A 19,594-nucleotide genomic window follows, 5' to 3' on the forward strand; every position below is an offset into this window, starting at 1 on the left:
CGCCAAGGCAGCTTAAAAGCGAGTGGGTGAGATGAAACTGAATTTGAAACGTATTGCAGGCGCGGTCCTTGCTTTAGCCGCGGTACCAGCGGGTGCGGCAGACAATCCAATGTGGAAAGACGGGCTTGTATGGTCCTGCAGGTTCTCATCGACGATCGAGTGTGAGAGATCCCAAGACTGCACCACGAAGCTCATTTCGGGCGGCGTCGAACTGGACTACCGGGAAAATAATGTCACCGATTCAAGCGGCGTAATCCGTCCGATTAAGCGGCACTATGTCCAGACGGTGACTGGAAGCCCGATATCCAGCGAAGTCAAAATCGAGCTCCAGACCAACGATGTTTTATGGTTGTTGCCGGTCGATGGGGCAGGGACCTTCTCGCACAATTGGATCGGGGCGATGGTGTCGCCTAAGCCAGGCGTTGTGTTGCAAGAGTTACGGCCGCTCGAATGCAGGCCTAAACCGTAAGCGCGCGTCGAGGACCGACGCGGAAAAATGGGCGCGGCGGTGGTTGATTTCTGCTTCCTACTGTTTCCGGAGCATCACGATCTGGTCGGAGGATCAGACATCGGCTCAAATTCAAGGGGGAGGGCGGAGGCGGGGGCCACCAAAGTCGACGCATCAGACCATCTGAATCTGTTAGTTTCAATAATTGGGGTCATAATTCTGAGGGGCCTATCGGAGGTGGTCGTCAACGACCCTCCGTTGGCCCGTTTCGCTTTCGAGTTTCGGTAGACACGCAACCATTCGTTCCATCGCGGGGAGATGATCTGGATCGTGTTCGGGCGGTTCCAGATCGCGTTGTAGCGATTTGCCTTAACACTGATCAGCCCCATACAAGCAGCCTCGCGGATGGCGTAGCGTGCGGTCGTGCAGCCCACGCCAGCGCGCGCAGCGATTTCAGCCAGCGACATTGTCGAGGCTCCCTTTTCGATAACGGCGCGAGCGATGATCGCAAGGACGGCAAGCTTGCTGACTGTGAACAGTTTCGCCAGGCACGTCGGGATGACGCAGTCCTTCGCCACCGCGCGCCGAAGTAGCCAAGCCTTACCCCGGCTGGCTGCAGGGATCGCAGGTCTGTGGCGGGGCGCCGAACCTGTGGCCGATCGGCTTGCAAAGCCCGTCGGTCTCCCGGCCGATTTGCGCTGGTGCTCGATGACCGGCGCCAGATACTCCATCTCTCTGTCGGGGATCAGGCCTTCACCATTGAGCACCCAGGCGGCCTTCGCATATTCGTCGATCTGTTGTGCCGATCTGGCTGAGAGCAGGCGCGCCAGCAGGTTCGGCCCAAATGTATTAGGGGTCGTCGTCATGAACTCTCCTTTCAGGATGCGGAGAGGAAATCGGACGCAAAGGCACACGTCACCGTGGCAAGAATTCACTTGCAGCAGCGTCTTCATTGTGCGAAAAAATCAGTGGCTAAAAGACATCTCGCACGTAATCGTGTGTTCTTTGACCCGCCTCTCCGAGGCGGGTTTTATTTTGTCTTGCGCATAGGCACTCCTCGGATTCGCCATGTCGGAACGAGTGGAAGAATTTATTATATTTCTCTATTGGACAAGCTGAAAACGATGTCGGCCCCTAAAAGGCCGCTTTTCACTCGTGTGTGGGTTGCGTGTAGCCCGGGGCCTCGCTAATTATGTGCGTCTCGCCCACGATCCCGCTGTCGATGTTTTAACGTCCCGGCGCAGCGCAAAAGCAAACGTCTTGCTTCTTGCCATTGGAGCCGAATACCCGATGAGCGATGTATGGAAAGGATGTCCGCAAATGGCCATTGAAAGTGCGGCTGAACTTGTGCAATTCCTCGCGGACGAGCTTAGACGCAGCGGAACCGATCATCAGGAATTCGCGGAGATCACAGGGATCGCCGAAGAGCGGCTGAAACTTCTGCAATCAGGGGCGTGGGAAGATCTGACGATTCGCGAAATTGCCGTCATCACGGAAACCCTTGAAGTCGATCTATCGAACCTCTGATCAGCGGCTGCCCCACAGCACTGTAACAGGATGATCGAAGGTCCCCGACCAAAGCCCAGTTCGATGATGTTTCGCGGTCAACTCCGCCACAGCGTATGCCGACGTGACAGGCGCACCTGAGGGCAGCGTTGCGGAGAACGCCGCCCCGGAAGAGATAAGAGCTGTTCCGACATCGACGGTGGCACCGTCGATCTCAGCGGCGCACACCACGAGCGCTGTCTCGGTCCTGGCCGCGCCAATCGGTTGGCACGCAATTGTGCCGGTCGAGAACAGTGCTGCGAGCGAGGCGATCGAACGTATGCCGCAGTCTCCTTCCTCGCCCTCTTTCGATCGATACACTGTGCCTCGAATGCAGGCCTGAACTCCAAAGAGCCTGTATCTTCGACCTTCATGCGTCCAGGTGTCGCCGGTTTCAAAATGAACGCCCGAAGGAAATGAGATGGTTCGTTGTTGTGCGTTCACGACAGCAATGGTGAGGACAAGGAACAATCCGGCCAAATCAATCCGCATTTTGGAACCCCATCGACAGTGAAAGCGCTTGCGTTCCCTCGAGATCGAGCCTTCGGGACTGTCCGTCGACCGTGCGCCCAATGTTGGCGAGACCCAGGAACACCATGCTGTCGTCATCGTAAACAGTGCGAAACGGCTCTCCATCTCCTCCAACCAAGATAAAACAAGACGAGGGAATCGCTTCTTCTGGCTCGTTTGCCAAGAGCAGCGTTTTGCACAGTACGACGCTCGCACGTTGGTTGTAGATTGTTCCCGCGTAGTCGCGCGCTGCATCCTGGCACGACCAGATTTGCATCCTGTTATAGATAACGTTTTTGGTTGGGCAGGCTTCGAGGCCGCGTAGACGAATCTTCCGTCCGGCAACGGTTCGATCGGTAGCGCTGTTGATCGATACGTTCCCCTCGATCTCGTTAACGGCGCGATCGACCAGACGGCCATTACTGTCGAAGCGCTCCAGTATGAACACTCTGCCGTTCTTTTTGCCGAACTGTAGAAGATAGGTTGCAGCCGGCTCGGAATAAGCTCTGTAGGCTTCATCAGCAGCGGCGGAGGAGTGGGTTAGCACGAGTCCAATCAATGCGCCTGCGCAACTGATAAGTTGTCTGAACACAACGACACTCCTTTTTCCTGATTGACACGGTAGGGTTTTACAAATTAATTATAGTTAATCGCATATTGTTGCAATGGAAACTGAGATTTGAAAAGCACCATCCTTTTTCTTGTATCAATCAGCTCTCCGGCGACGGCACTGGCGTGTGATCCGGCTGATCTGAAAGTCGTCCAGGAGATGGTCAGCACGATAGCCACCGAAGAGGACCTGGATCCCGCCCTCGCGCTCGCAGTGGTTGATGTCGAGAGTGCAGGCGGCAGGCACCAAGTCTCGGATGCCGGCGCCATCGGCATCATGCAGCTGATGCCAGGAACGGCCGCCGATTATGGCGTGACGGACCGTTGTGATCCTCAATCCAACATTCGCGCGGGCGTTCGCTACCTCAAGAAACTCTATACGGAATTCGACGATCCACTTCTAATGCTCGCCGCCTACAATGCCGGGCCGGAGCGAGTGTATCAGAAGCGCGGCATTCCGGAATTCAACGAGACCGCTCAATACATCGTCAAGGTGATGAACCGCTGGACGTTGAATGCCAAAGCGTCCACGGCGCAGGAAAAGCGCAGACCCGGCAGCGCGCCAGTCAAGCAACTGGCTGGCCTTTCCGCATCGCCGTGGCGTGACGAACACGTCTGGGCTGCCGAATAGCGCCCGGCTGACAATTATCTCCTGCAACTATCAAGGATACTCGCATGACCCCGTCTTCGATTTTATCACGAACACACCGCAGAGCCGGACTGTGGCTCGGTCTGACCGTTATTGGTGCCGCTCTCGTTCCCGACTTTGCCTATGCGCAATCGGCAGCACCCGTGGAAGGTATCCTCGACTGGTTCGTCGGCGTACTGCAGGGCAACGTCGCCCGCTCGCTTGCGATCATCGCCGTCTGCTTTCTCGGCTTCCTCTTCCTGACGGGACGCATGGCCTGGCAAGGGGCCATTTCAATCATCATTGGCATCGCGATCATCTTCGGCGCTGCCGAACTGGTCGATGCGATGAAGTCGTCCGCGGGTATGTGACATGCACGATGACGCACCCGATGTCGAACCGCTCATCCTGCCGCTGACCAGACCACCGATGTATTTCGGGGTCGATATCATCGTCTTTGTGGTCAACGGACTGTTCGGGATTGTTCTTTTCATCGCAACCTCAAATTTCCTCGCGCCGCTGATCGTCCTGCCAATCCATTTTATCGGGCTCTACCTCTGCCAACGTGACGTCCATATCGTGCGCGTGGCCCAGGTGTTCCTGTCGATGCGTCGGGCAATCCGCAACAGGAAGTTCTGGAAAGCCGGGAGTTACAGCCCGTGAACATCATCAACCTCGATTTGAAATACGGCCGTGAACGCGCGCGGGAAATGGCAATCAGTACACATGTGCCGTACCTGCGCCACGTCGATGAAGAGACCATCGTCACGAAGACCGGTATGTTGCTGCAGGTCATCCGGCTCTCCGGGCTTCCGTATCAGACCATGGACCAGGCCGAGATCAATGCTCGCCTTGCCAACCGCAACATGACGGTGAGGGCGCTTGGTTCATCCCGGTTTGCGCTTTATGCCACGATCATTCGTCGCCAGATCGCGCCCGCGATCGACGGTGACTTCGATAACGCCTTCGCCGATGAGCTGAATGCCCGCTACATGGAGGGGCTGAAACACCGGACGATGTTCGTCAACGAGCTTTACCTGACCGTCATCCGGCGCCCGATGACGGGGAGGGCGGGCAAGGTCGACCGGATGTTCGACGTTTTCCGCATGGCCGACAATGAGGTCGAGGCGAGGGGCGAGGCGCTCCGCGATCTGAAGGACATGGTGACCGGGATCGTCGGCGATTTTCGCTCCTATCGCCCGGAAGTGCTTTCCTGCGTCGCGCGCGAGGGAGCGATTTTTTCCGAAACAGCCGAATTTATCGCGAAAATCCTTGCTGCCGGTGACGAGCGATCGATGCCGCTGCCGCGTATGTCGCTTGCGGACTATGTCGGAACGGGAAGGATCCTGTTTGGACGCAAGGCGACAGAAATCTGGTCGGCCGATGGTGCCGTCTCCAAAGTCGCGGCCATGGTGTCGATCAAGGAATATCCGCCGATGACGACGCCCGGACAGCTCGATGGGCTGCTGCGCCTCCCGTATGAATTCATCGTCACCCATTCCTTCGCCCCTGAGGACCGCACGAGCGTTACCGAGGCGATTGCGACGATCAGCCGGCAGATCTCCAATTCCGACGATGGCGGCACGGCTGTCGAGGATGATATCGAGACGGCGCGAGACCGGTTGGCCTCAGGCGAGGTCGTGTTCGGCAAGCACCATATGACGGTTGCCGTACTCTCGCGCGAGATTTCAGGCCTGAACCGGGCGGTGGCTGACGTCACGGCGGAGCTTGCCCGCATGGGTGTCGTCGCCGTTCGCGAGGATCTCAATCAAGAAGCGGCGTGGTGGGCGCAGTTACCGTCGAATTTCGCCTATGTGGCGCGACAAGGGCTGATTTCCTCGGTGAACTTTGCGGGGCTGTTTTCCGCCCACAATTTCCCGTCAGGCCAAACGCAGAAGGTCCATTGGGCGACACCGATCTCATTGCTCGAGACGACCAGCCAGACGGCCTATTTCTTCAATTTCCATGAGGACGACGTCGGGAATTTCACCGTGATTGGGCCCACCGGCTCGGGCAAGACGGTGGCGCTGTCCTTCCTTCTGGCACAAGGCATGCGCGTCGAGCCGCGGCCACGTTGCGTCTTCATCGACAAGGATCGAGGCGGTGAAATTTTCGTGCGCGCCATGGGCGGTCGGTACGAGCGCCTGTCTCCGGGCGAACCGACAGGCTTTGCGCCGCTGCAACTCGAAGACACGCCGGCAAACCGCAGCTTCGGCAAGACGCTGGTCTCCTATCTGGTCACGCCCTCCGATCGCGTTCTCAACGCCGAGGAGATGGCGGTCATTTCCGACGCGGTCGACAGCATCTACGATGATTTCGACCGTTCGCAGCGGCGGCTCGACATGTTGGCCGAGGCTTTGCGGGGGCGCATGCGGTCCGGGATCGGTGACCTTGCCGACCGGCTCAAGGAATGGACAACGGGCGACAAGGGCTGGCTGTTCAACAATGTGAGCGACGAACTCGACTTTTCGAGATCGGTGATCGGCTTCGACATGACGGAGATCCTGTCCGACAAGCGCACGCGTTCGGCGGCTCTGCTCTATATGTTTCATCGCATCCAGGAGATTCTCGACGGCACACCGTCGATGATCTTTCTCGACGAGGGCTGGCGCCTGCTCGATGACGATGTCTTCTCGGGCTTTATCAAGGACTGGCTCAAAACCATCCGAAAGATGAACGGCATTGTCGGCTTCGGGACACAATCGGCCGCCGACGTCGTGCGGTCCGACCTGCGCAATACGATCATTGAACAGACAATGACCAACATCTTCTTTCCGAACGCCTCGGCCGATGAGGAGAGCTATCGTAAGGCCTTCGGACTGTCGGAAAAAGAGTTCCGTTTCGTCAAGCAGGCGGATAAGGCGAGCCGCACCTTCTTGATCAAGCATGCGCAGGATTCGATCATCGCGCGCCTTGATCTCTCGGCCATGCCAGACCTCGTCAAGGTCCTGTCCGGGCGTCCGGAAACGGTGCGCGAGTGCGCGGCACTGCGCAAGCTCCACGGCGACGAGCCCGCGGCTTGGCTTCCCCATTTCTGCGGCTGGGCGACGATGGAGACGACAGATGCGTAAAGCGGTGGTTCTTCTTCTCTCCGCCACCTTTATGGCCGGACCGACACCTGCAGCATGGGCCGACGTTCCGGTTTTCGATGACGATATCAAGGACAAGCGGTTGGACGACGAAAATCATTCGGCCAAGGACACGGAAACACAGACAGATCAGTTGGAAGAGCAAACAGTCACCAACTGCAACATCTCGCAAAAGGAAAAGAGCCGCCGCCTCTATCGTTCGCCGGCCCAGGCGGTGCAGGAGGACGCCAAGAATGTCGAGTTGATCAAGCATTATGCTGACAAATACGACGTTCCTGTTGGCTTGGCGCTCGCCGTTGCACATGCCGAATCCGGGATCTCCACCTGCTCGGGTTCGCCGACCGGCGTCAAGGGCGTTATGCAGCTCACCAAAAAGACCGGCAATGGAATGGGGTTCGACCGCGACATCAATGAAGAGAACATCGAGGGCGGCGTCAAATATCTCGGCATGGGCGTCAACAAGTGCGGCAGCACAAACTATTCCTGCCTCGCATCCTGGTACAACGGGTCGACACCAACGGAACAAGCGAACTGGGCCGGGAAGGTGGGGCGGAACCATGCCTGGTTCAATGCCTATGCCGGCGGCTCCAATATCGAAGATATCGCTTCACCAGCGTTCAAGACCAGCGTGGATTACGGATCGGATGCGACGCGCAGGTCGAACACGGCAGCACTTGGCGCCGTGGAACGGGCGACCTCGGGCATCGATACCGGTACAGCGCGCGTGCAGGAGGCGAACCGTCGCATTGACGCGCTTTCGTCGTCGGTCGGGGCTTCGGAGATTTATCAGGACGCGTGGGATGACAACACGCAGGCGAGGGCGGTGAACGCCGAGCTGCTGAACAATCTGATCACCACGCGCAATCTCTTCAACGAGCTGTTGCAGGCCCGGTTGCAGCTGAACCTGTCCAGGACATCGGAGACAAGCAAGACGCTGAAGTCCGATGCCAAGGTCAATCCTTATAGCTGTGATCCGGTCATCCTCGAAGCAATTAAGGTGGCGCGAGAGGATTGGCCGCGCTGCGCCGCAATTGCCGCAGCTGACGGCGAAACGCAGGTCCTGTCGTCGGGCTCGACAGATAATGGGGTCAGAGACAATCTTCTGTCCATTCAGAACGCTGCTAACGCGGCCGATTAAGGAGGTCCTCCATGAAAATTCTGCTCATCGCTGCCTTAGCCCTCGTTATCTCGACGCCGGCATTTGCCGACGTTCCGGTGATCGACAACAAGAACCTGGATATCGCCAAAAAGAATGCGGAAAACACCGGAAAGATCATGACCACCAATACCAATATCCTCGAACGCACCAAGGAGATCCTTGGTGCGCTTTCGGGGAGCCGGGATGGAACCATGGGCATTTCGGCCACAGGTCTTGGCGGCAATATGTCGGTTTCCGCGGCTCCCTCCTTCTCATCGATCATGAACGGGGGAACCCTGTCGTTTGGGGGCCTTGACGCCACCTCCCAGAATATCGCGGCCACCCTGATCAACGGTCTGCAACTGGTCAAGCAGGTGAAGGCGATCGTCGAGGGGGAGGATACCAGTGCGATGAACAACGCTTTCTCCGGCGGCGTGAATACCGTCGCCCTTCTGTCAGCCTTGACGCAGCAGGCAACGCAAGGGGTGACGCAGCGCGAGCAAACGCTTCAGTCGGTAACGGGTCAGATCGGGTCGACGGAAGACGTCAAGGGTTCCGTCGACGCCAACACGCGCATGCAACTCGAGACGGCGCGGACCATCAACGAGCTTATCGGCGTTTCCAACGGCGCGGTCTCGGCGCTCAACACCGAAATGCAGATGCGGCTGACCCAGCAGTCCGAAACGGCCAAGTTGTTGCAATACAAAGACGTCAATCCGTTCAAGTGAGGTGGCATGCGTTTGGTTCTTACGACATTGCTCGCCAGCCTCGTGATTTTGGCCGGCTGCCAGACGAAGGGCGAGAAGAAGGCGCCATGCCCGCCAATTTCTGGTTATGCTCCGGATGACGATCTTTGCGGGCCGGCGCTGCCAGTCAATAATGCCTTCAATTCGGTTTTGAAGGGCTGAGCCGATGGCAGCGACCACGATTATATCCGACATTTTCGAGAAGCTCGACAATATAGGCGAGACGTTCATCCAGAACGCCTATGAGGGACTGGCGCTTCAGGTCAATGTCCTGTTCGGGTCGATGCTGACGCTCTACGTCCTCTGGTGGGGCTACATGATCCTCGCTGGGCGCGATGGCTTTTCGGTGCCGGAAGCGGCTTGGCGGCTCGGCCGGGCGTTTTTTATCTATTACATGGCGACAAACTGGGCCGCCTTCTCCGCGACACTCTATAAGCTGGTGCAGACCGTGCCGAACCTGATCTCTGACACCATTATCGAGTCGATTGCAGGCTCAGGCGGAATCCTAGACGGCGGCACAGACGACACCACAGGCGTCGTGAAAATCCTCGATGCGGTATTCGAAACTGCGGGCAAGGTCTATGAACAAGTGGCCACTGGCACGTTCGAATATGTCGGCGCATTGATTGGCGCGGTCGTCTTCGTCGTGGCGATGATCTTTATCGCAGTTGCCGCCGCCGCCATTCTCGCTGCCAAGCTGATGCTGTTCATCACGTTGGCGCTCGCACCAGTGTTTATCATCCTGGCCCTCTATCGCTGGACCTTCCGGTTTACAGATGGCTGGCTGCTGCTGATGGTCAATCTGATGGTGACACAAACACTGATGATGGCGTTCCTAGCCTTCCTCTATCAGCTGATCGAACTCGCGATCAACACAGCCAACAACACGGCGACGGAGAGCAAGCTCTCTTACGTGGCGCCGTTTGTAATCGTTTGCCTGCTTGGAATCGTGGTGTTCCGGTTCATTCCGGCGTTTGCCGCCGCCATTGTGGGTGGCGCCGCGCTTGGTGCAGGCGACTCGGCCTTTATCGGAGGGCGCCGTTCAATAGCTTTTGCCGACCGTCAGGTAAGCGGGCGGGCCAGAATTTTGAGAGCTGGTTTGGGAAACCGTAGGACGTCTGCCGACGTGCAGGCTGCCCGCGCTCGTGCAATCCAGCGGGAAACTGAAAAAAATGGACAGCTCTAGGCTGGTCGGCGTCGACCGAAAATACTAATTATAATTAAGCGAAAGGAGAGTGCCGTGCACCCTTGGGAAGATGACCGTCGCCGGTTCGGCGCCATTGATGAGCAAAAGCGCATCAACGAGGAAATGGCCCGGGATGACCGTCGAAGTGGCGGTTCGAGGGGCGGCGTTGGCTACCTGCTTTTTATCGTGGCCGTCATCTTCTTCAAACCGTTCGCCGAGTTTTGCGTCGAGCTCTACAACAACATTGCTGGACACGTTCACCATATCGGGACGTTGATCGGCCTTTGAAGCGGGGCTTCTGATGAAAACACTCACAACGGCGATAATCTTATTCGCTTTTAGCGCACCGAGTATTGGCTTTGCGCAATCGCCAAGTTCCATCGTTCCAGTCCTTAAAGGCGCTTATGCGCCTGCATCGGGGGGTTGCGATGCCGCGGCCGCGGCTTTTGTCTATATTGAGGACAAGGATATCGGCGCCAACAAGACCGCCGGCAAGGTGAAGTCGGTCAAGCACGAAGGCAATTCCTATGTTCTCGACGTCCTATGGGTCGAGGCGGGGTCCGATGAGACAGATGGCGACCGCGATACGGTCGTGATCGAGGTAAAGGATACGCGGTCCTTCATCTTTTCAAATACGACCTCCAAGCGTACCCTGATGCGGTGGTGCAATTGACTGGCGTAGCGGTCGTGCATCGGGGCTGACAAAACCCGAAGCCATCCAGAAGATCCCGACCTGTTTCCAAATCGGCATGACCGACTCAGTCCAGGCCCGGCCAGATAATAAAATATAATTAATCATGCCGCAGCGCGGCTGATCGGAAATTGAAAAATGCCCGATGTAGAACTTACTGGATCAAGTCCTGAACCTAATCCACCAGATCTCGGTGCCTACTGGAAAGCGGGTGCCTCCTGGGAGGCGGAGCTCTATCGCAAGGAACGTCGATCGCGTAAGATCGCCTGGACCGTCGCGACGATCGGGGGGATCTCCACCGTTCTCAGTCTTTCTGCGCTGAACCTCTTGGTTCCGTTGAAGCAGTTCGAAGCCGTGGTCGTCATTGCTGACAAGACCACGGGCTTTGTGGAAGTGGCGCGGTCGCTGGACGAGAGCAAGCTTTCCGAGAATGACGCCATCAAAACGGCCAATGTTGTCCGTTACATCCGGGCGCGGGAGACATATGATCCACGTTCATTGAAGGACAACTACGATCTCGCGCAGCTTTACTCGACAGGGCAGGCGGCGACTGACCTCCGTCACGAGTTTGAGCCATCGAACCCGCAGTCGAAGGACAAGGTCCTTGGCCGCGAGACCCGTATTTCCACGACGATAAAATCCGTTTCGTTTCTGAATGCGTCAACGGCCACAGTGCGCTTTTCGACAGAAACGCGTCGCGACAATACCTTGCGTCGTGAGCACTGGGTTTCGGTCGTTCGGTTTCGCTACACGACGGCGCCGCTTAAAAACGAATATCGCTTCGATAACCCGCTTGGTTTTCAGGTCGTCGAATACCGGCGTGACCAGGAATCGCTGCCAGAGATACTGCCGGCAGAGAAGGCGGCCCAATAATGCGGACAGCTTTTCTGACATTAGCCGTGCTTTCCTCGCTCATGGCAAGCACCTCAAGGGCAGCCGATCCGCGCATCCGTTATATCACCTTCAACAACAACGCCGTGGTGACCGTGCCGGCGGGTCTCGGGGTATCGACGATGATCCAGTTAGGGAGTTCGGAAGTGATCGAAACGATCTCGGCCGGCGATACGGCGAGTTGGTCGATCGTCCCGAAAAAAGGATCCGGCATTCTCTTCGTAAAGCCGCTGCGCGAGAATGCGGAGACCAATATCAACATCGTCACCAATCAGCGGGTCTATGCACTGCTCCTCAAAGGCTCGGCTGCCGCCGACCTCAGAGCTGCATTCCAGGTCCGCTTCAAATATCCGGACGAAGACGTGAATGCCCGTCTGCTTGCCGCCGCCCAGGAAAGTGCGAAAGACCCGCTCTTGAAGGGGCTCGATCCGAGCCGGCTCAACTACGATTATGTATTCCGCGGTGACATCAGTCTCAAGCCGCGCGTTGCTTTCGATGATGGCACCCAGATGTATCTCGAATTCTCTGGCGAGATTCCGGCCATTTTCGTGGTCGAGGGCAAGCGCGAGGAATCTCTGGTCAATCTTCGTACGCAAGGGAAATACGTCGTGGTCGACAAGATCGCCGCGCAATTCACGCTGCGCGCCGGCGACAAGTGGCTCTGCCTCTACAATCGTCAGGCCAACCGCCGTTCGTTCGATCTCATCGAAGACACCTATGGTCCGAAGAAGCTTGGGCAAAAGCAGGATATGCAACGATGAGCAACATCGATTTCGACCGTCTCGACGGACAGAGTAACGTCGCCAGCGATCGCAATGGGCGCTTGGCCAAGCTTGCGCTGCCTTTCCTGCTTGTAGTCGGAGCCGGCATCCTGGCCTACGTGAACTGGCCAAGCGGCCCACAGACCTCAAGCCTGACCGACGGTACGTCAGAGGCATTCGAGACGTCTAACACTAGCATTCGCAATTTTCCAGACGAACCGGCCAAGCAGGCAGCGGATCCGAATATCGTGCAGATCCCGGCAGTGGAAGAAAAGAAGCCGGTTCAAGCTTCTGAAGTCGATGTCACGGTCAATGAAGGTCAAGATCTCGAAAAGCTACGGCAGATCGAGGAGGCCAGACGTCGTGCCGAGGAAGAACGGCTGGCGCGGGAAGAGGCGCGCCGGCTTGCGGAAGAACAAACGCGGCTGGCCGCGCTGGAGGCCAAGCGGCGGGAGGAAGAAGAGAAAGCCCGATGGGAAAGACTGCGCTCGGAACAGATCGTTCTCGACGGATCCAGTCGCCAAAACCTCTCCGACGCGGACAACGCCGTGACGGTCGCCAACGATGGCCAGCTCGTTACGGTCCCGGGCGCTGAATCCGATGCCAACAAGGCATTCCTTGCCCAGTCGGAGAAGCAGACAGCCAGTACCGTCAAGGCGACGAGATTTGACCGAACCGATGCGCTCGTCGCTCAGGGCACGATGATCCGCGGTTTCCTCGAGACGGCGATCAACACTGACCTGCCAGGCATGGTGCGCTCCGTGGTTCGTGAAGATGTTCGCTCCCTCGACGGCACTCGCATTCTGATCCCCAAAGGCTCGCGTCTCGTCGGAGAATACAAGTCCGGCCTGGCGCGTGGACAAAAGCGCGTCTTCATCGTGTGGTCCCGCGTGATCCGTTCCGACGGGCTTTCTGCCGATATTGCCTCACCTGGCGCCGACCGGTTGGGGCGCGCCGGCCTGACCGGCGAAGTTGATACCCATTTTTGGGAGAGGTTCGGCTCCGCGATCATGCTTTCCGTCATTGGCGGCGCCGCTGAATATGTGGCGGCTCTCGGCCAGGATACGGCCAGCACCGCCAACACCGTCTCGACAGTCAATCCTGTGACCGGCGCCGTGACCACGATCACGACGCAGCCGAGTGCCACCGATGCGGCCGCGCGCTCGATTGCAGCTGAAAAATCCTCCGCAATTCTTCAGGACATCGCAAACGAGGCATTCAAGGACAGTCGGAACATCCCTCCGACGATCTATGTTCCACAGGGCGAGTCGATCATCGTCTATCTGCGCCGGGATCTCGACTTTTCCGATTTCTATGCCGACCCAGTTCGACAGGAGATGATGCGGCTGAAGAACGGCGGGCAGATCCGCCGCAATGTCGATCCGACCCCTTATTATCCGATCGCACCGGTCTACAAATGAACCCGTTTCCTTTCCTCGATAAGGCGCTCGAACGCCTCAGGCCCTATCTCGCCGACGATCTCGTCTCGGAAATTTCGGTCAACCGGCCGGGCGAAGTCTTCATCGAGCGTCTCGGCGTCAGCGGCATGGAACGCGTGCTGGAAGCACAGCTCTCTGCCGAATGGATCCGGAATTTGAGCGAGCGTGTCGCTGGAGCGACCAACCAGGTGGTCAATGAAGAACATCCGATCCTCTCGGCGTCGCTGCCGACTGGTGAGCGCTTTCAATGCGTTCTGCCGCCAGCAGCACCCGACGGGGGCGCGATTTCAATCCGCAAGCAGGTCATCCATGACATCGGGCTCAATGTCTACAAGAGCCGCGGTGCGTTCGCAGAGACCAAAATTGGCAGGCAGCTCAGGCTTTCAGAGGCAGAGGAGGAACTCGCCGGTATGATGCGGGGAGACGTGGATGCGATGCGGTTGCTGAGAACGGCGGTGCGATCGCGCGTATCAATTGCCGTATCAGGCGGCACATCCACCGGCAAGACCACGTTTTTGAACGCCTTGTTGAAAGAAGTCCCAGTCGACGAGCGGATCGTCACGATCGAAGATACCCGGGAACTGAAGCCGGTCACCCGAAATACCGTCGCGTTGCTTGCCTCGAAGGGCGACCAGGGTCGCGCCAAGGTGACGCCACAGGCCCTCCTCGAAGCGTCGCTGCGCATGCGCCCCGACCGGCTCATGCTCGGCGAGTTGCGCGGTGCAGAAGCCTTCTCCTTTCTTCAGGCGATCAACACAGGCCATCCTGGCTCGCTGACCACGGTTCACGCCAATTCCCCTTATGCTGCCTATGACCGATTGGCACTCATGGTCATGCAGAGCGGCATCACGTTGCAGAAGCAGGAGATCGTCGACTACCTGAAGGATGTCATCCCCGTCGTGGTCCAGCTCGTTCGTACCGCCGATGGACACCGTGTCGTTTCCGAAATCACGTTTACCAAAGGGGACGGTCCATGAACCCTTTTCTCTGGCTGTTCGGCGTGTTGATAGCCTTGGCGATGGCGGCTTTCGTGGCTTCGCTCGCTTATGCCGGGACGTATTATGCGTTCGACAATTCGATGTCGATGTTCCAGGCCCTGCAGGACGATGTTCTGGCGTCCTATAAAGCCGCCCGTTCGGATCTGGCTTTCGGCGACTGGCACCGTGCAGGCATCGCCGCGGGTGCCGGTCTGATCGCCGGTGTCGCTATGCTGGTCACTGTTGCGACCGGCAAGAAGCGGTCTACAGACGCACGCTTTCTCAGCACTCTGGAGGCACGAGCCCTTGGCCTCACCCGCACCGGCGGCGTATTCGTGGGACGGATCGGCGGCAGCCTGATCAAAGTGCCCGGCGGATCCACGCAGCGCGGATCAGGCAGGCAGCGCTGGACCAAACCAAAGCTGTTGGGGGGAAAGAAACTCTGGATCGATGGCGATGACGTCGGTGGTTTTGTGATTGGGCCGCCACGGTCAGGGAAGGGCGCTTCCCTGATTGTCCCTAACTGCCTGCTTTGGCCTGATAGCATCATCGTCCTCGACATGCGCGGGGAAACCTACGAGGCCACCGCTGGCTATCGATCGACGATCTCACGCGTGTTGCGTTTCTCGCCGGCCGACGAGAACGGCGACACCGAGTGCTATAATCCGCTCGACTTCGTTGCCATCGATCCGGACCAGCGTGATATCGATATCAACTCGATCGCAACAGCGCTGCTTCCGACGCCCAAGAGCGACGCCTACTGGATATCCGACGCGCGGGCGCTTTTCGCGGGCGTTACGTCCTGGGTGCTGGAGAATCCGGATATACCCGACAGGGATAAAAACCTCGGCACGGTCCTCAACGTCGTCGAGGGAGGCGATCAACCCTTGCGAGACTGGCTCTCGGAAGTTGCAAACCCGGAGGTCCGCGCAAGCTGGATCAGCTCGTTTACCTACACGACAATCGCACGCTTCGCGGTTATGGCGGCAAAACAGTTCGATGGGGTGTATGGCTCGCTCGCCGCAGCGGTGCGCCCGTTCAAGAACAACAGAATCCTTCGTGCGACGGCTCGTTCATCCTTCGACATACGTGCCATGCGACGCGAGACCATGAGCCTTTATCTGGATTTCCGTATTCAGCAGGTCGGTTCGATCGGGCCTATTTTCAACGTGCTCATGGTTCAGTTCATGGACTACATGTCGCGCAACATGATGAAGAGTGGCGAGCGCCGTGTGCTGGTACTGCTCGATGAGTTTCAGAACCTAGGCAAGCTTGAAAACGCGCTCACGGTCGCGACGGTCCTCGGGGGCTACGGCATCCCCTGCTGGTTTTTCGTCCAGTCGCTGCGCTCCATCGACAATATCTATACGCGTGAGGGCCGGCAGACGCTGGTCAACTCTGCACGGGCTCAAATCTTTCTCGGTGCGCAGGACCCGGAAGATCAACGCTATGTGTCACAGCTTCTCGGCGAACGGAAAGATGTGACGGTCGATAAGGCAGTCTCGACGGGCGTAACGCTTTTTGACCGTAAGGGCGCGACGATGTCCCATAAGACAACGATGCGCCCCTTGATGCGTCCCGACGAACTCGGCGCGATGAATGAGACACGTTGCATCATCAAACTTCGAAATCAGCAGCCGATATTCGGGCTGCGCAACTTCTATTACGCGGATGAGACGTTGCGGAAGCTAGCATGGCTGCCGATCCGCGTGAGAGAGCGAAATACACAGTTGATAGATACTGACATGGACATCGCGGCAGAAATCTCACGGTCAGGATCGGCGGTCGCAGGTCTGCCGCTGGCAACGAGACCTGGAGCGAACTTTGCAGCAAAGAGCCCGCATGTGGGCGGCCTGGCAGTATCCGAACCGCCTCGCGCCGTAGCGCCGCCGGTCCTCGGAGAGGCAGGTCAATCCAAACGGGCTCCCCGCTCCGTTGGGGACGTACCAAAGCCGACCAATCCCGACTTCAAAGCAGCATTGGAAAAAAGCGTCGGCCGCCGAAGTGCCGCCGAAAAGTCGCTCGAAAGAATTGTTGGCGTTCTGGAAGGCGCCCCCGCGAACAAAAGAGCCGCGAAGCGGATACAACGAGATATTGCGGCAGCCTTGGCCGACGAGTAACCGCCGCTCCTAACCTCAGCCGGCAGCAGCTAGTGGGCCCATTCGCTAAACGGCGGCGAGGGACCGTATCAACGTCGCAAGGTTATTGCGAACGGCATCATCGGGGATTCTGCGTATCTGCTCGGCAATCACGTCGGCAGGGTCGCCTGATGACGTTTCCGCAGCGTCAGCAATACCACTGACAAAATCCCCAGGGTTGACGTCCATGAAAGCGCATAGACGAAGCATAACTGCCACCGATAGACGGTTGGAGCCGTTTTCATATTTCTGTATCTGCTGAAACGCCACGCCAATATGCGCTGCAAGCTCGGACTGTTTGAGGCCTTTCTCGAGGCGAGCCATACGCAGGCGCTGGCCGATTGCCAGATTCAATTCGCTGTCCTTCATTCTTTCCTCGCGCGCTCCCCCTTATGACAGGCCTGGCCTGCAACTACTGGCTCCTGATATCTGCTTTGCTTATGATGAGCGAGAGCGTCTGCCGCAACTCCCGTCGCTCCGGTTCTGGCAGCCGGCGGATTTCACCTTCAATATATGTCGCGATGGCGGCAGGATCGTCGCCGAATTGCCGAGCACCCTGCGCACACAGAACCGCAAATTTCTCCATTGTCTCAAACGGGCGCGTCATATTTGAAATCCCCCCTGAAAAGTTCGTCCTTCGGTTTTACGGCCTGCTAAAGTTGAATGGACTGGTCCAGAAAACGAGGCCGATCGATAGTGAGCAGATTTCCCGATCTCCGATGCCAAGTCGCAACCACCCCAGACCATGTTCGCGATGCCATGATCCTCAGAAGCATTTGTTTTGTGCATGAGCATGGCATCTCGCCCTCCTTTATCTTTGATGGGAACGATCACCAAGCCACGCATTTCGTCTTCTATGACGGAGACGAGCCGGTTGGTTCCCTGCGGATTCGATGGTTCGCCAAATTTGCAAAGTACGAGCGCACGTGTTTTCGCGAAAAATATAGGCATCCTTTCGTCGTCAAGCGATGCGTCCAGATGACCTTCGATCATGTCGCCCGCAAAGGCTACACGCAAGTCTTGACGCAGGCTGAGGAACGGCTTGCGCTGCTGTGGACGAGGCTTTTCGATCTTCAGATCACTGATAGCCCAGCAGTTAAGATTGAGGGACATCCGCATCCATACCTAACGGTTGTGGGTCTTATTCCAGCTTCATCCGATCCGATCACCATAGAAACCAGCAGCGCGGTCCTTTTGCGTGTTGAAGGCCAGTGGGACGCACCCGGCTCATTCGAAACCGTTTGAGCATGGAAAAGGCCGCGGAAGACGATCGGAACTCACCTGTGGGCGCTTTGCAGGATGAGATTCTCAAGCGAACAAAGCTCCATACGGAAATGGTCCGGCGCCTCGTTCACGATCCGAACGTACAGCCCCTTCAACTCGCTGGCTTTCTCGAAGATATTGCCAATGCATATCTCTCCATTTCCGAAGAGCTTAGTCAGGTTGTGACGCAGAAGGAGAAGAGATCGTCTTGAGCATCTCGCGCAGGCTCTCCTCCTGTTCACTCCGACCGGACGGGAATGTCAAACCGGCGCCGAATGAGGAGTTGGTGCCAAATACGTCTATTAGCCAATCATACACAGCGCCGACAGCCTTGGATTGCCGGCGGTTCGCATACGAAATAAGATAGATCGGTAAAGCCACGTGGACATTGAGATCGAGCGGCACAAGTTCGGGATCTGCAAGAACATAACTACCAAGCAGCCCAATTCCGGCACCGTTCTTAACAAGGGCGAAATATGCGAGGGAATTCTCGCAGTAATGAGCGTGTTGTCCGCCATTAATGAGTTCACGCCATCCGTTCCAAATTTCGCGATCTGAATCGTAGTATTTGCACTGAAGGAAAGCATGGCGGGAACCCGTGTTGCGCAACGGAATTCCATACTTTCTCAAATAATCGCTGCTGGCGACCGGGATCAAGTGCAACGTGCCTGCCTGCATGCATTCGATATCAGCCCTTGATGTTGGGGACAGCGAGATCATCAGATCGGCCTGGTTCTTTTCAAAGCTGACCAACGAGACCTGTTCGCGGATGTCGAGATTCAGGCGGGGATAGTTATCACTGAGCCGCGAAACGGCGGGGGCGACGATGGCGACCGCGAGACCCGATGTAGCACTAACAACAACCCGGCCGGTTACCGCATCAGCCTCTTCTTTAAGCTCATTGGAGTATACAAATAGCTGAAAGTCCAGATCGGCGATCTGCATCGCAAGTTTACGACCGGTTTCGGTGAGCGTGACACCGGAAAATCGCGAGATCACCAATTGGGAGCCAATTTGGTCTTGTAGGCGCTTCACGTCACGGCTGACTGTCGGCGCGCTGGTGCCGAGCAATTCGGCTGCTTGTGCGAAGGAGGGGCTTTTGGCAACAGCAAGGAACGTTCTGAGTTCGCGCCAAATTGGTCGCGACAGGAGACCTGGTATTTCTAACGGGGATTTATCCAGATCCGTCCGTTCACTGCCAAACGGTATGGGAGGCGAAGTTTTTGTCATGGTGCCCCGGTGGCTTTTGTTAGCATTCATGCATTGAGGGCCGGTGTCGGAGGAGCCGAACTTTACAGGCGATCGAAGCTCGAATGGGATGTTCTGGCCACGAAACGGGCTAACTAAAATAGTGAACAGTAGCAGCCCAAAAAAGCGGCTTCGATAACCTCTAACGTTACGTTATGACTGTCAAAGCTGATTAGTGCTGCGACGGCGCTGGCCATTTAGAAATGCGACACTCAGCATCTCCTCTGGTGCTGACGGCAGCCCCCCGATCCGATCGGCTGGGCCGGGTTGCAAGGGCGGAGCGGGGG

Annotated in this window: 23 protein-coding genes; 17 read left to right on the forward strand and 6 right to left on the reverse strand. The window is 57.3% G+C overall.

Features of this window, described 5'->3' with window-relative positions; all coding sequences use genetic code 11:
• Positions 1 to 31 precede the first annotated feature (31 nt).
• On the forward strand, positions 32 to 469 hold the full coding sequence (locus EPK99_RS23590) for a hypothetical protein (protein ID WP_128445533.1): 438 nt from the start codon (positions 32 to 34) through the stop codon (positions 467 to 469).
• A gap of 74 nt (positions 470 to 543) precedes the next feature.
• Here the strand turns inward: EPK99_RS23590 and EPK99_RS23595 are convergent, their stop codons facing one another.
• Positions 544 to 1,314 carry a hypothetical protein gene (locus EPK99_RS23595; protein WP_128445534.1) on the reverse strand — a complete coding sequence of 257 codons (771 nt, stop codon included), beginning with the start codon at positions 1,312 to 1,314 and terminating at the stop codon, positions 544 to 546.
• Positions 1,315 to 1,768: 454 nt separating this feature from the next.
• On the opposite strand from EPK99_RS23595, the gene EPK99_RS23600 reads away from it, so the two are divergent.
• Positions 1,769 to 1,975: a hypothetical protein gene (locus EPK99_RS23600; protein WP_128445535.1), complete on the forward strand. Its 207-nt coding sequence runs from the start codon at positions 1,769 to 1,771 to the stop codon at positions 1,973 to 1,975.
• On the opposite strand, the gene EPK99_RS23605 is transcribed toward EPK99_RS23600, so the two are convergent.
• Together EPK99_RS23605 and EPK99_RS23610 are read right to left on the reverse strand one after the other, a co-directional pair.
• Complete coding sequence (locus EPK99_RS23605; RefSeq protein WP_128445536.1) at positions 1,976 to 2,485, reverse strand: thermonuclease family protein; 510 nt, start codon at positions 2,483 to 2,485, stop codon at positions 1,976 to 1,978. It abuts the gene before it with no gap.
• Positions 2,475 to 3,095, reverse strand: coding sequence for a hypothetical protein (locus tag EPK99_RS23610; RefSeq protein ID WP_128445537.1), 621 nt, complete (start codon positions 3,093 to 3,095; stop codon positions 2,475 to 2,477). The genes EPK99_RS23605 and EPK99_RS23610 overlap by 11 nt, the downstream gene beginning before the upstream one ends.
• 87 nt (positions 3,096 to 3,182) lie before the next feature.
• Between EPK99_RS23610 and EPK99_RS23615 the strand changes: the two genes are divergently transcribed.
• The 15 genes from EPK99_RS23615 to EPK99_RS23680 all read left to right on the forward strand — a co-directional run bounded on the left by EPK99_RS23615 (position 3,183) and on the right by EPK99_RS23680 (position 16,778).
• The gene (locus EPK99_RS23615; RefSeq protein ID WP_128445538.1) at positions 3,183 to 3,743 is read left to right on the forward strand and encodes a lytic transglycosylase domain-containing protein; all 561 of its coding nucleotides are present in this window, start codon (positions 3,183 to 3,185) and stop codon (positions 3,741 to 3,743) included.
• Between the two features lie 44 nt (positions 3,744 to 3,787).
• Entirely contained in the window at positions 3,788 to 4,111 is a 324-nt protein-coding gene (locus EPK99_RS23620; protein ID WP_128445539.1) for a TrbC/VirB2 family type IV secretion system protein, read from the forward strand.
• 1 nt (position 4,112) lies between these two features.
• Positions 4,113 to 4,403, forward strand: a complete 291-nt coding sequence (locus tag EPK99_RS23625) for a VirB3 family type IV secretion system protein (RefSeq protein WP_128445540.1) — start codon at positions 4,113 to 4,115, stop codon at positions 4,401 to 4,403.
• 47 nt (positions 4,404 to 4,450) lie between these two features.
• Entirely contained in the window at positions 4,451 to 6,811 is a 2,361-nt protein-coding gene (locus tag EPK99_RS23630; RefSeq protein WP_128445568.1) for a VirB4 family type IV secretion/conjugal transfer ATPase, read from the forward strand.
• Complete coding sequence (locus EPK99_RS23635; RefSeq protein ID WP_128445541.1) at positions 6,804 to 7,967, forward strand: transglycosylase SLT domain-containing protein; 1,164 nt, start codon at positions 6,804 to 6,806, stop codon at positions 7,965 to 7,967. The genes EPK99_RS23630 and EPK99_RS23635 overlap by 8 nt, the downstream gene beginning before the upstream one ends.
• Before the next feature lie 11 nt (positions 7,968 to 7,978).
• A complete protein-coding gene (locus tag EPK99_RS23640) occupies positions 7,979 to 8,695 on the forward strand; it encodes a type IV secretion system protein (protein ID WP_128445542.1) in 717 nt (238 codons plus the stop codon).
• A gap of 6 nt (positions 8,696 to 8,701) precedes the next feature.
• Positions 8,702 to 8,875 carry a hypothetical protein gene (locus EPK99_RS25420; RefSeq protein ID WP_164901871.1) on the forward strand — a complete coding sequence of 58 codons (174 nt, stop codon included), beginning with the start codon at positions 8,702 to 8,704 and terminating at the stop codon, positions 8,873 to 8,875.
• A 4-nt stretch (positions 8,876 to 8,879) separates the two neighbouring features.
• Positions 8,880 to 9,899 carry a TrbL/VirB6 family protein gene (locus EPK99_RS23645; protein WP_128445543.1) on the forward strand — a complete coding sequence of 340 codons (1,020 nt, stop codon included), beginning with the start codon at positions 8,880 to 8,882 and terminating at the stop codon, positions 9,897 to 9,899.
• A 54-nt stretch (positions 9,900 to 9,953) separates the two neighbouring features.
• Entirely contained in the window at positions 9,954 to 10,187 is a 234-nt protein-coding gene (locus EPK99_RS23650; RefSeq protein WP_128445544.1) for a hypothetical protein, read from the forward strand.
• A 13-nt stretch (positions 10,188 to 10,200) separates the two neighbouring features.
• Positions 10,201 to 10,572, forward strand: a complete 372-nt coding sequence (locus EPK99_RS23655; RefSeq protein WP_128445545.1) for a hypothetical protein — start codon at positions 10,201 to 10,203, stop codon at positions 10,570 to 10,572.
• A gap of 156 nt (positions 10,573 to 10,728) precedes the next feature.
• The gene (locus tag EPK99_RS23660) at positions 10,729 to 11,463 is read left to right on the forward strand and encodes a VirB8 family type IV secretion system protein (protein WP_128445546.1); all 735 of its coding nucleotides are present in this window, start codon (positions 10,729 to 10,731) and stop codon (positions 11,461 to 11,463) included.
• A complete protein-coding gene (locus tag EPK99_RS23665) occupies positions 11,463 to 12,242 on the forward strand; it encodes a TrbG/VirB9 family P-type conjugative transfer protein (RefSeq protein ID WP_128445547.1) in 780 nt (259 codons plus the stop codon). Before EPK99_RS23660 ends, EPK99_RS23665 begins: the two co-directional genes overlap by 1 nt.
• On the forward strand, positions 12,239 to 13,663 hold the full coding sequence (gene virB10, locus EPK99_RS23670) for a type IV secretion system protein VirB10 (RefSeq protein WP_128445548.1): 1,425 nt from the start codon (positions 12,239 to 12,241) through the stop codon (positions 13,661 to 13,663). Before EPK99_RS23665 ends, virB10 begins: the two co-directional genes overlap by 4 nt.
• Positions 13,660 to 14,658, forward strand: coding sequence for a P-type DNA transfer ATPase VirB11 (gene virB11, locus EPK99_RS23675; RefSeq protein ID WP_128445549.1), 999 nt, complete (start codon positions 13,660 to 13,662; stop codon positions 14,656 to 14,658). The genes virB10 and virB11 overlap by 4 nt, the downstream gene beginning before the upstream one ends.
• The gene (locus tag EPK99_RS23680; RefSeq protein WP_128445550.1) at positions 14,655 to 16,778 is read left to right on the forward strand and encodes a type IV secretory system conjugative DNA transfer family protein; all 2,124 of its coding nucleotides are present in this window, start codon (positions 14,655 to 14,657) and stop codon (positions 16,776 to 16,778) included. Before virB11 ends, EPK99_RS23680 begins: the two co-directional genes overlap by 4 nt.
• Before the next feature lie 45 nt (positions 16,779 to 16,823).
• On the opposite strand, the gene EPK99_RS23685 is transcribed toward EPK99_RS23680, so the two are convergent.
• The 3 genes from EPK99_RS23685 to EPK99_RS23705 all read right to left on the reverse strand — a co-directional run bounded on the left by EPK99_RS23685 (position 16,824) and on the right by EPK99_RS23705 (position 19,289).
• A complete protein-coding gene (locus EPK99_RS23685; RefSeq protein ID WP_128445551.1) occupies positions 16,824 to 17,165 on the reverse strand; it encodes a helix-turn-helix domain-containing protein in 342 nt (113 codons plus the stop codon).
• 234 nt (positions 17,166 to 17,399) lie between these two features.
• Positions 17,400 to 17,909 carry a hypothetical protein gene (locus EPK99_RS25425; RefSeq protein WP_164901872.1) on the reverse strand — a complete coding sequence of 170 codons (510 nt, stop codon included), beginning with the start codon at positions 17,907 to 17,909 and terminating at the stop codon, positions 17,400 to 17,402.
• 321 nt (positions 17,910 to 18,230) lie between these two features.
• On the reverse strand, positions 18,231 to 19,289 hold the full coding sequence (locus tag EPK99_RS23705) for a LysR family transcriptional regulator (protein ID WP_128445555.1): 1,059 nt from the start codon (positions 19,287 to 19,289) through the stop codon (positions 18,231 to 18,233).
• Between the last annotated feature and the right edge of the window lie 305 nt (positions 19,290 to 19,594).

The organism is Neorhizobium lilium, assembly GCF_004053875.1.
Lineage (GTDB): Bacteria > Pseudomonadota > Alphaproteobacteria > Rhizobiales > Rhizobiaceae > Neorhizobium > Neorhizobium lilii.

What these genes read in the sequence shown, in the direction of transcription:
- EPK99_RS23590 (WP_128445533.1), top strand. Translation starts at nt 32, where the DNA reads ATGAAACTGAATTTGAAACGTATTGCAGGCGCGGTCCTTGCTTTAGCC.
- EPK99_RS23595 (WP_128445534.1), bottom strand. Translation starts at nt 1,314, where the DNA reads ATGACGACGACCCCTAATACATTTGGGCCGAACCTGCTGGCGCGCCTG.
- EPK99_RS23600 (WP_128445535.1), top strand. Translation starts at nt 1,769, where the DNA reads ATGGCCATTGAAAGTGCGGCTGAACTTGTGCAATTCCTCGCGGACGAG.
- EPK99_RS23605 (WP_128445536.1), bottom strand. Translation starts at nt 2,485, where the DNA reads ATGCGGATTGATTTGGCCGGATTGTTCCTTGTCCTCACCATTGCTGTC.
- EPK99_RS23620 (WP_128445539.1), top strand. Translation starts at nt 3,788, where the DNA reads ATGACCCCGTCTTCGATTTTATCACGAACACACCGCAGAGCCGGACTG.
- EPK99_RS23625 (WP_128445540.1), top strand. Translation starts at nt 4,113, where the DNA reads ATGCACGATGACGCACCCGATGTCGAACCGCTCATCCTGCCGCTGACC.
- EPK99_RS23630 (WP_128445568.1), top strand. Translation starts at nt 4,451, where the DNA reads ATGGCAATCAGTACACATGTGCCGTACCTGCGCCACGTCGATGAAGAG.
- EPK99_RS23635 (WP_128445541.1), top strand. Translation starts at nt 6,804, where the DNA reads ATGCGTAAAGCGGTGGTTCTTCTTCTCTCCGCCACCTTTATGGCCGGA.
- EPK99_RS23640 (WP_128445542.1), top strand. Translation starts at nt 7,979, where the DNA reads ATGAAAATTCTGCTCATCGCTGCCTTAGCCCTCGTTATCTCGACGCCG.
- EPK99_RS25420 (WP_164901871.1), top strand. Translation starts at nt 8,702, where the DNA reads ATGCGTTTGGTTCTTACGACATTGCTCGCCAGCCTCGTGATTTTGGCC.
- EPK99_RS23645 (WP_128445543.1), top strand. Translation starts at nt 8,880, where the DNA reads ATGGCAGCGACCACGATTATATCCGACATTTTCGAGAAGCTCGACAAT.
- EPK99_RS23655 (WP_128445545.1), top strand. Translation starts at nt 10,201, where the DNA reads ATGAAAACACTCACAACGGCGATAATCTTATTCGCTTTTAGCGCACCG.
- EPK99_RS23660 (WP_128445546.1), top strand. Translation starts at nt 10,729, where the DNA reads ATGCCCGATGTAGAACTTACTGGATCAAGTCCTGAACCTAATCCACCA.
- EPK99_RS23665 (WP_128445547.1), top strand. Translation starts at nt 11,463, where the DNA reads ATGCGGACAGCTTTTCTGACATTAGCCGTGCTTTCCTCGCTCATGGCA.
- virB10 (WP_128445548.1), top strand. Translation starts at nt 12,239, where the DNA reads ATGAGCAACATCGATTTCGACCGTCTCGACGGACAGAGTAACGTCGCC.
- virB11 (WP_128445549.1), top strand. Translation starts at nt 13,660, where the DNA reads ATGAACCCGTTTCCTTTCCTCGATAAGGCGCTCGAACGCCTCAGGCCC.
- EPK99_RS23680 (WP_128445550.1), top strand. Translation starts at nt 14,655, where the DNA reads ATGAACCCTTTTCTCTGGCTGTTCGGCGTGTTGATAGCCTTGGCGATG.
- EPK99_RS23685 (WP_128445551.1), bottom strand. Translation starts at nt 17,165, where the DNA reads ATGAAGGACAGCGAATTGAATCTGGCAATCGGCCAGCGCCTGCGTATG.
- EPK99_RS25425 (WP_164901872.1), bottom strand. Translation starts at nt 17,909, where the DNA reads ATGTCCCTCAATCTTAACTGCTGGGCTATCAGTGATCTGAAGATCGAA.
- EPK99_RS23705 (WP_128445555.1), bottom strand. Translation starts at nt 19,289, where the DNA reads ATGACAAAAACTTCGCCTCCCATACCGTTTGGCAGTGAACGGACGGAT.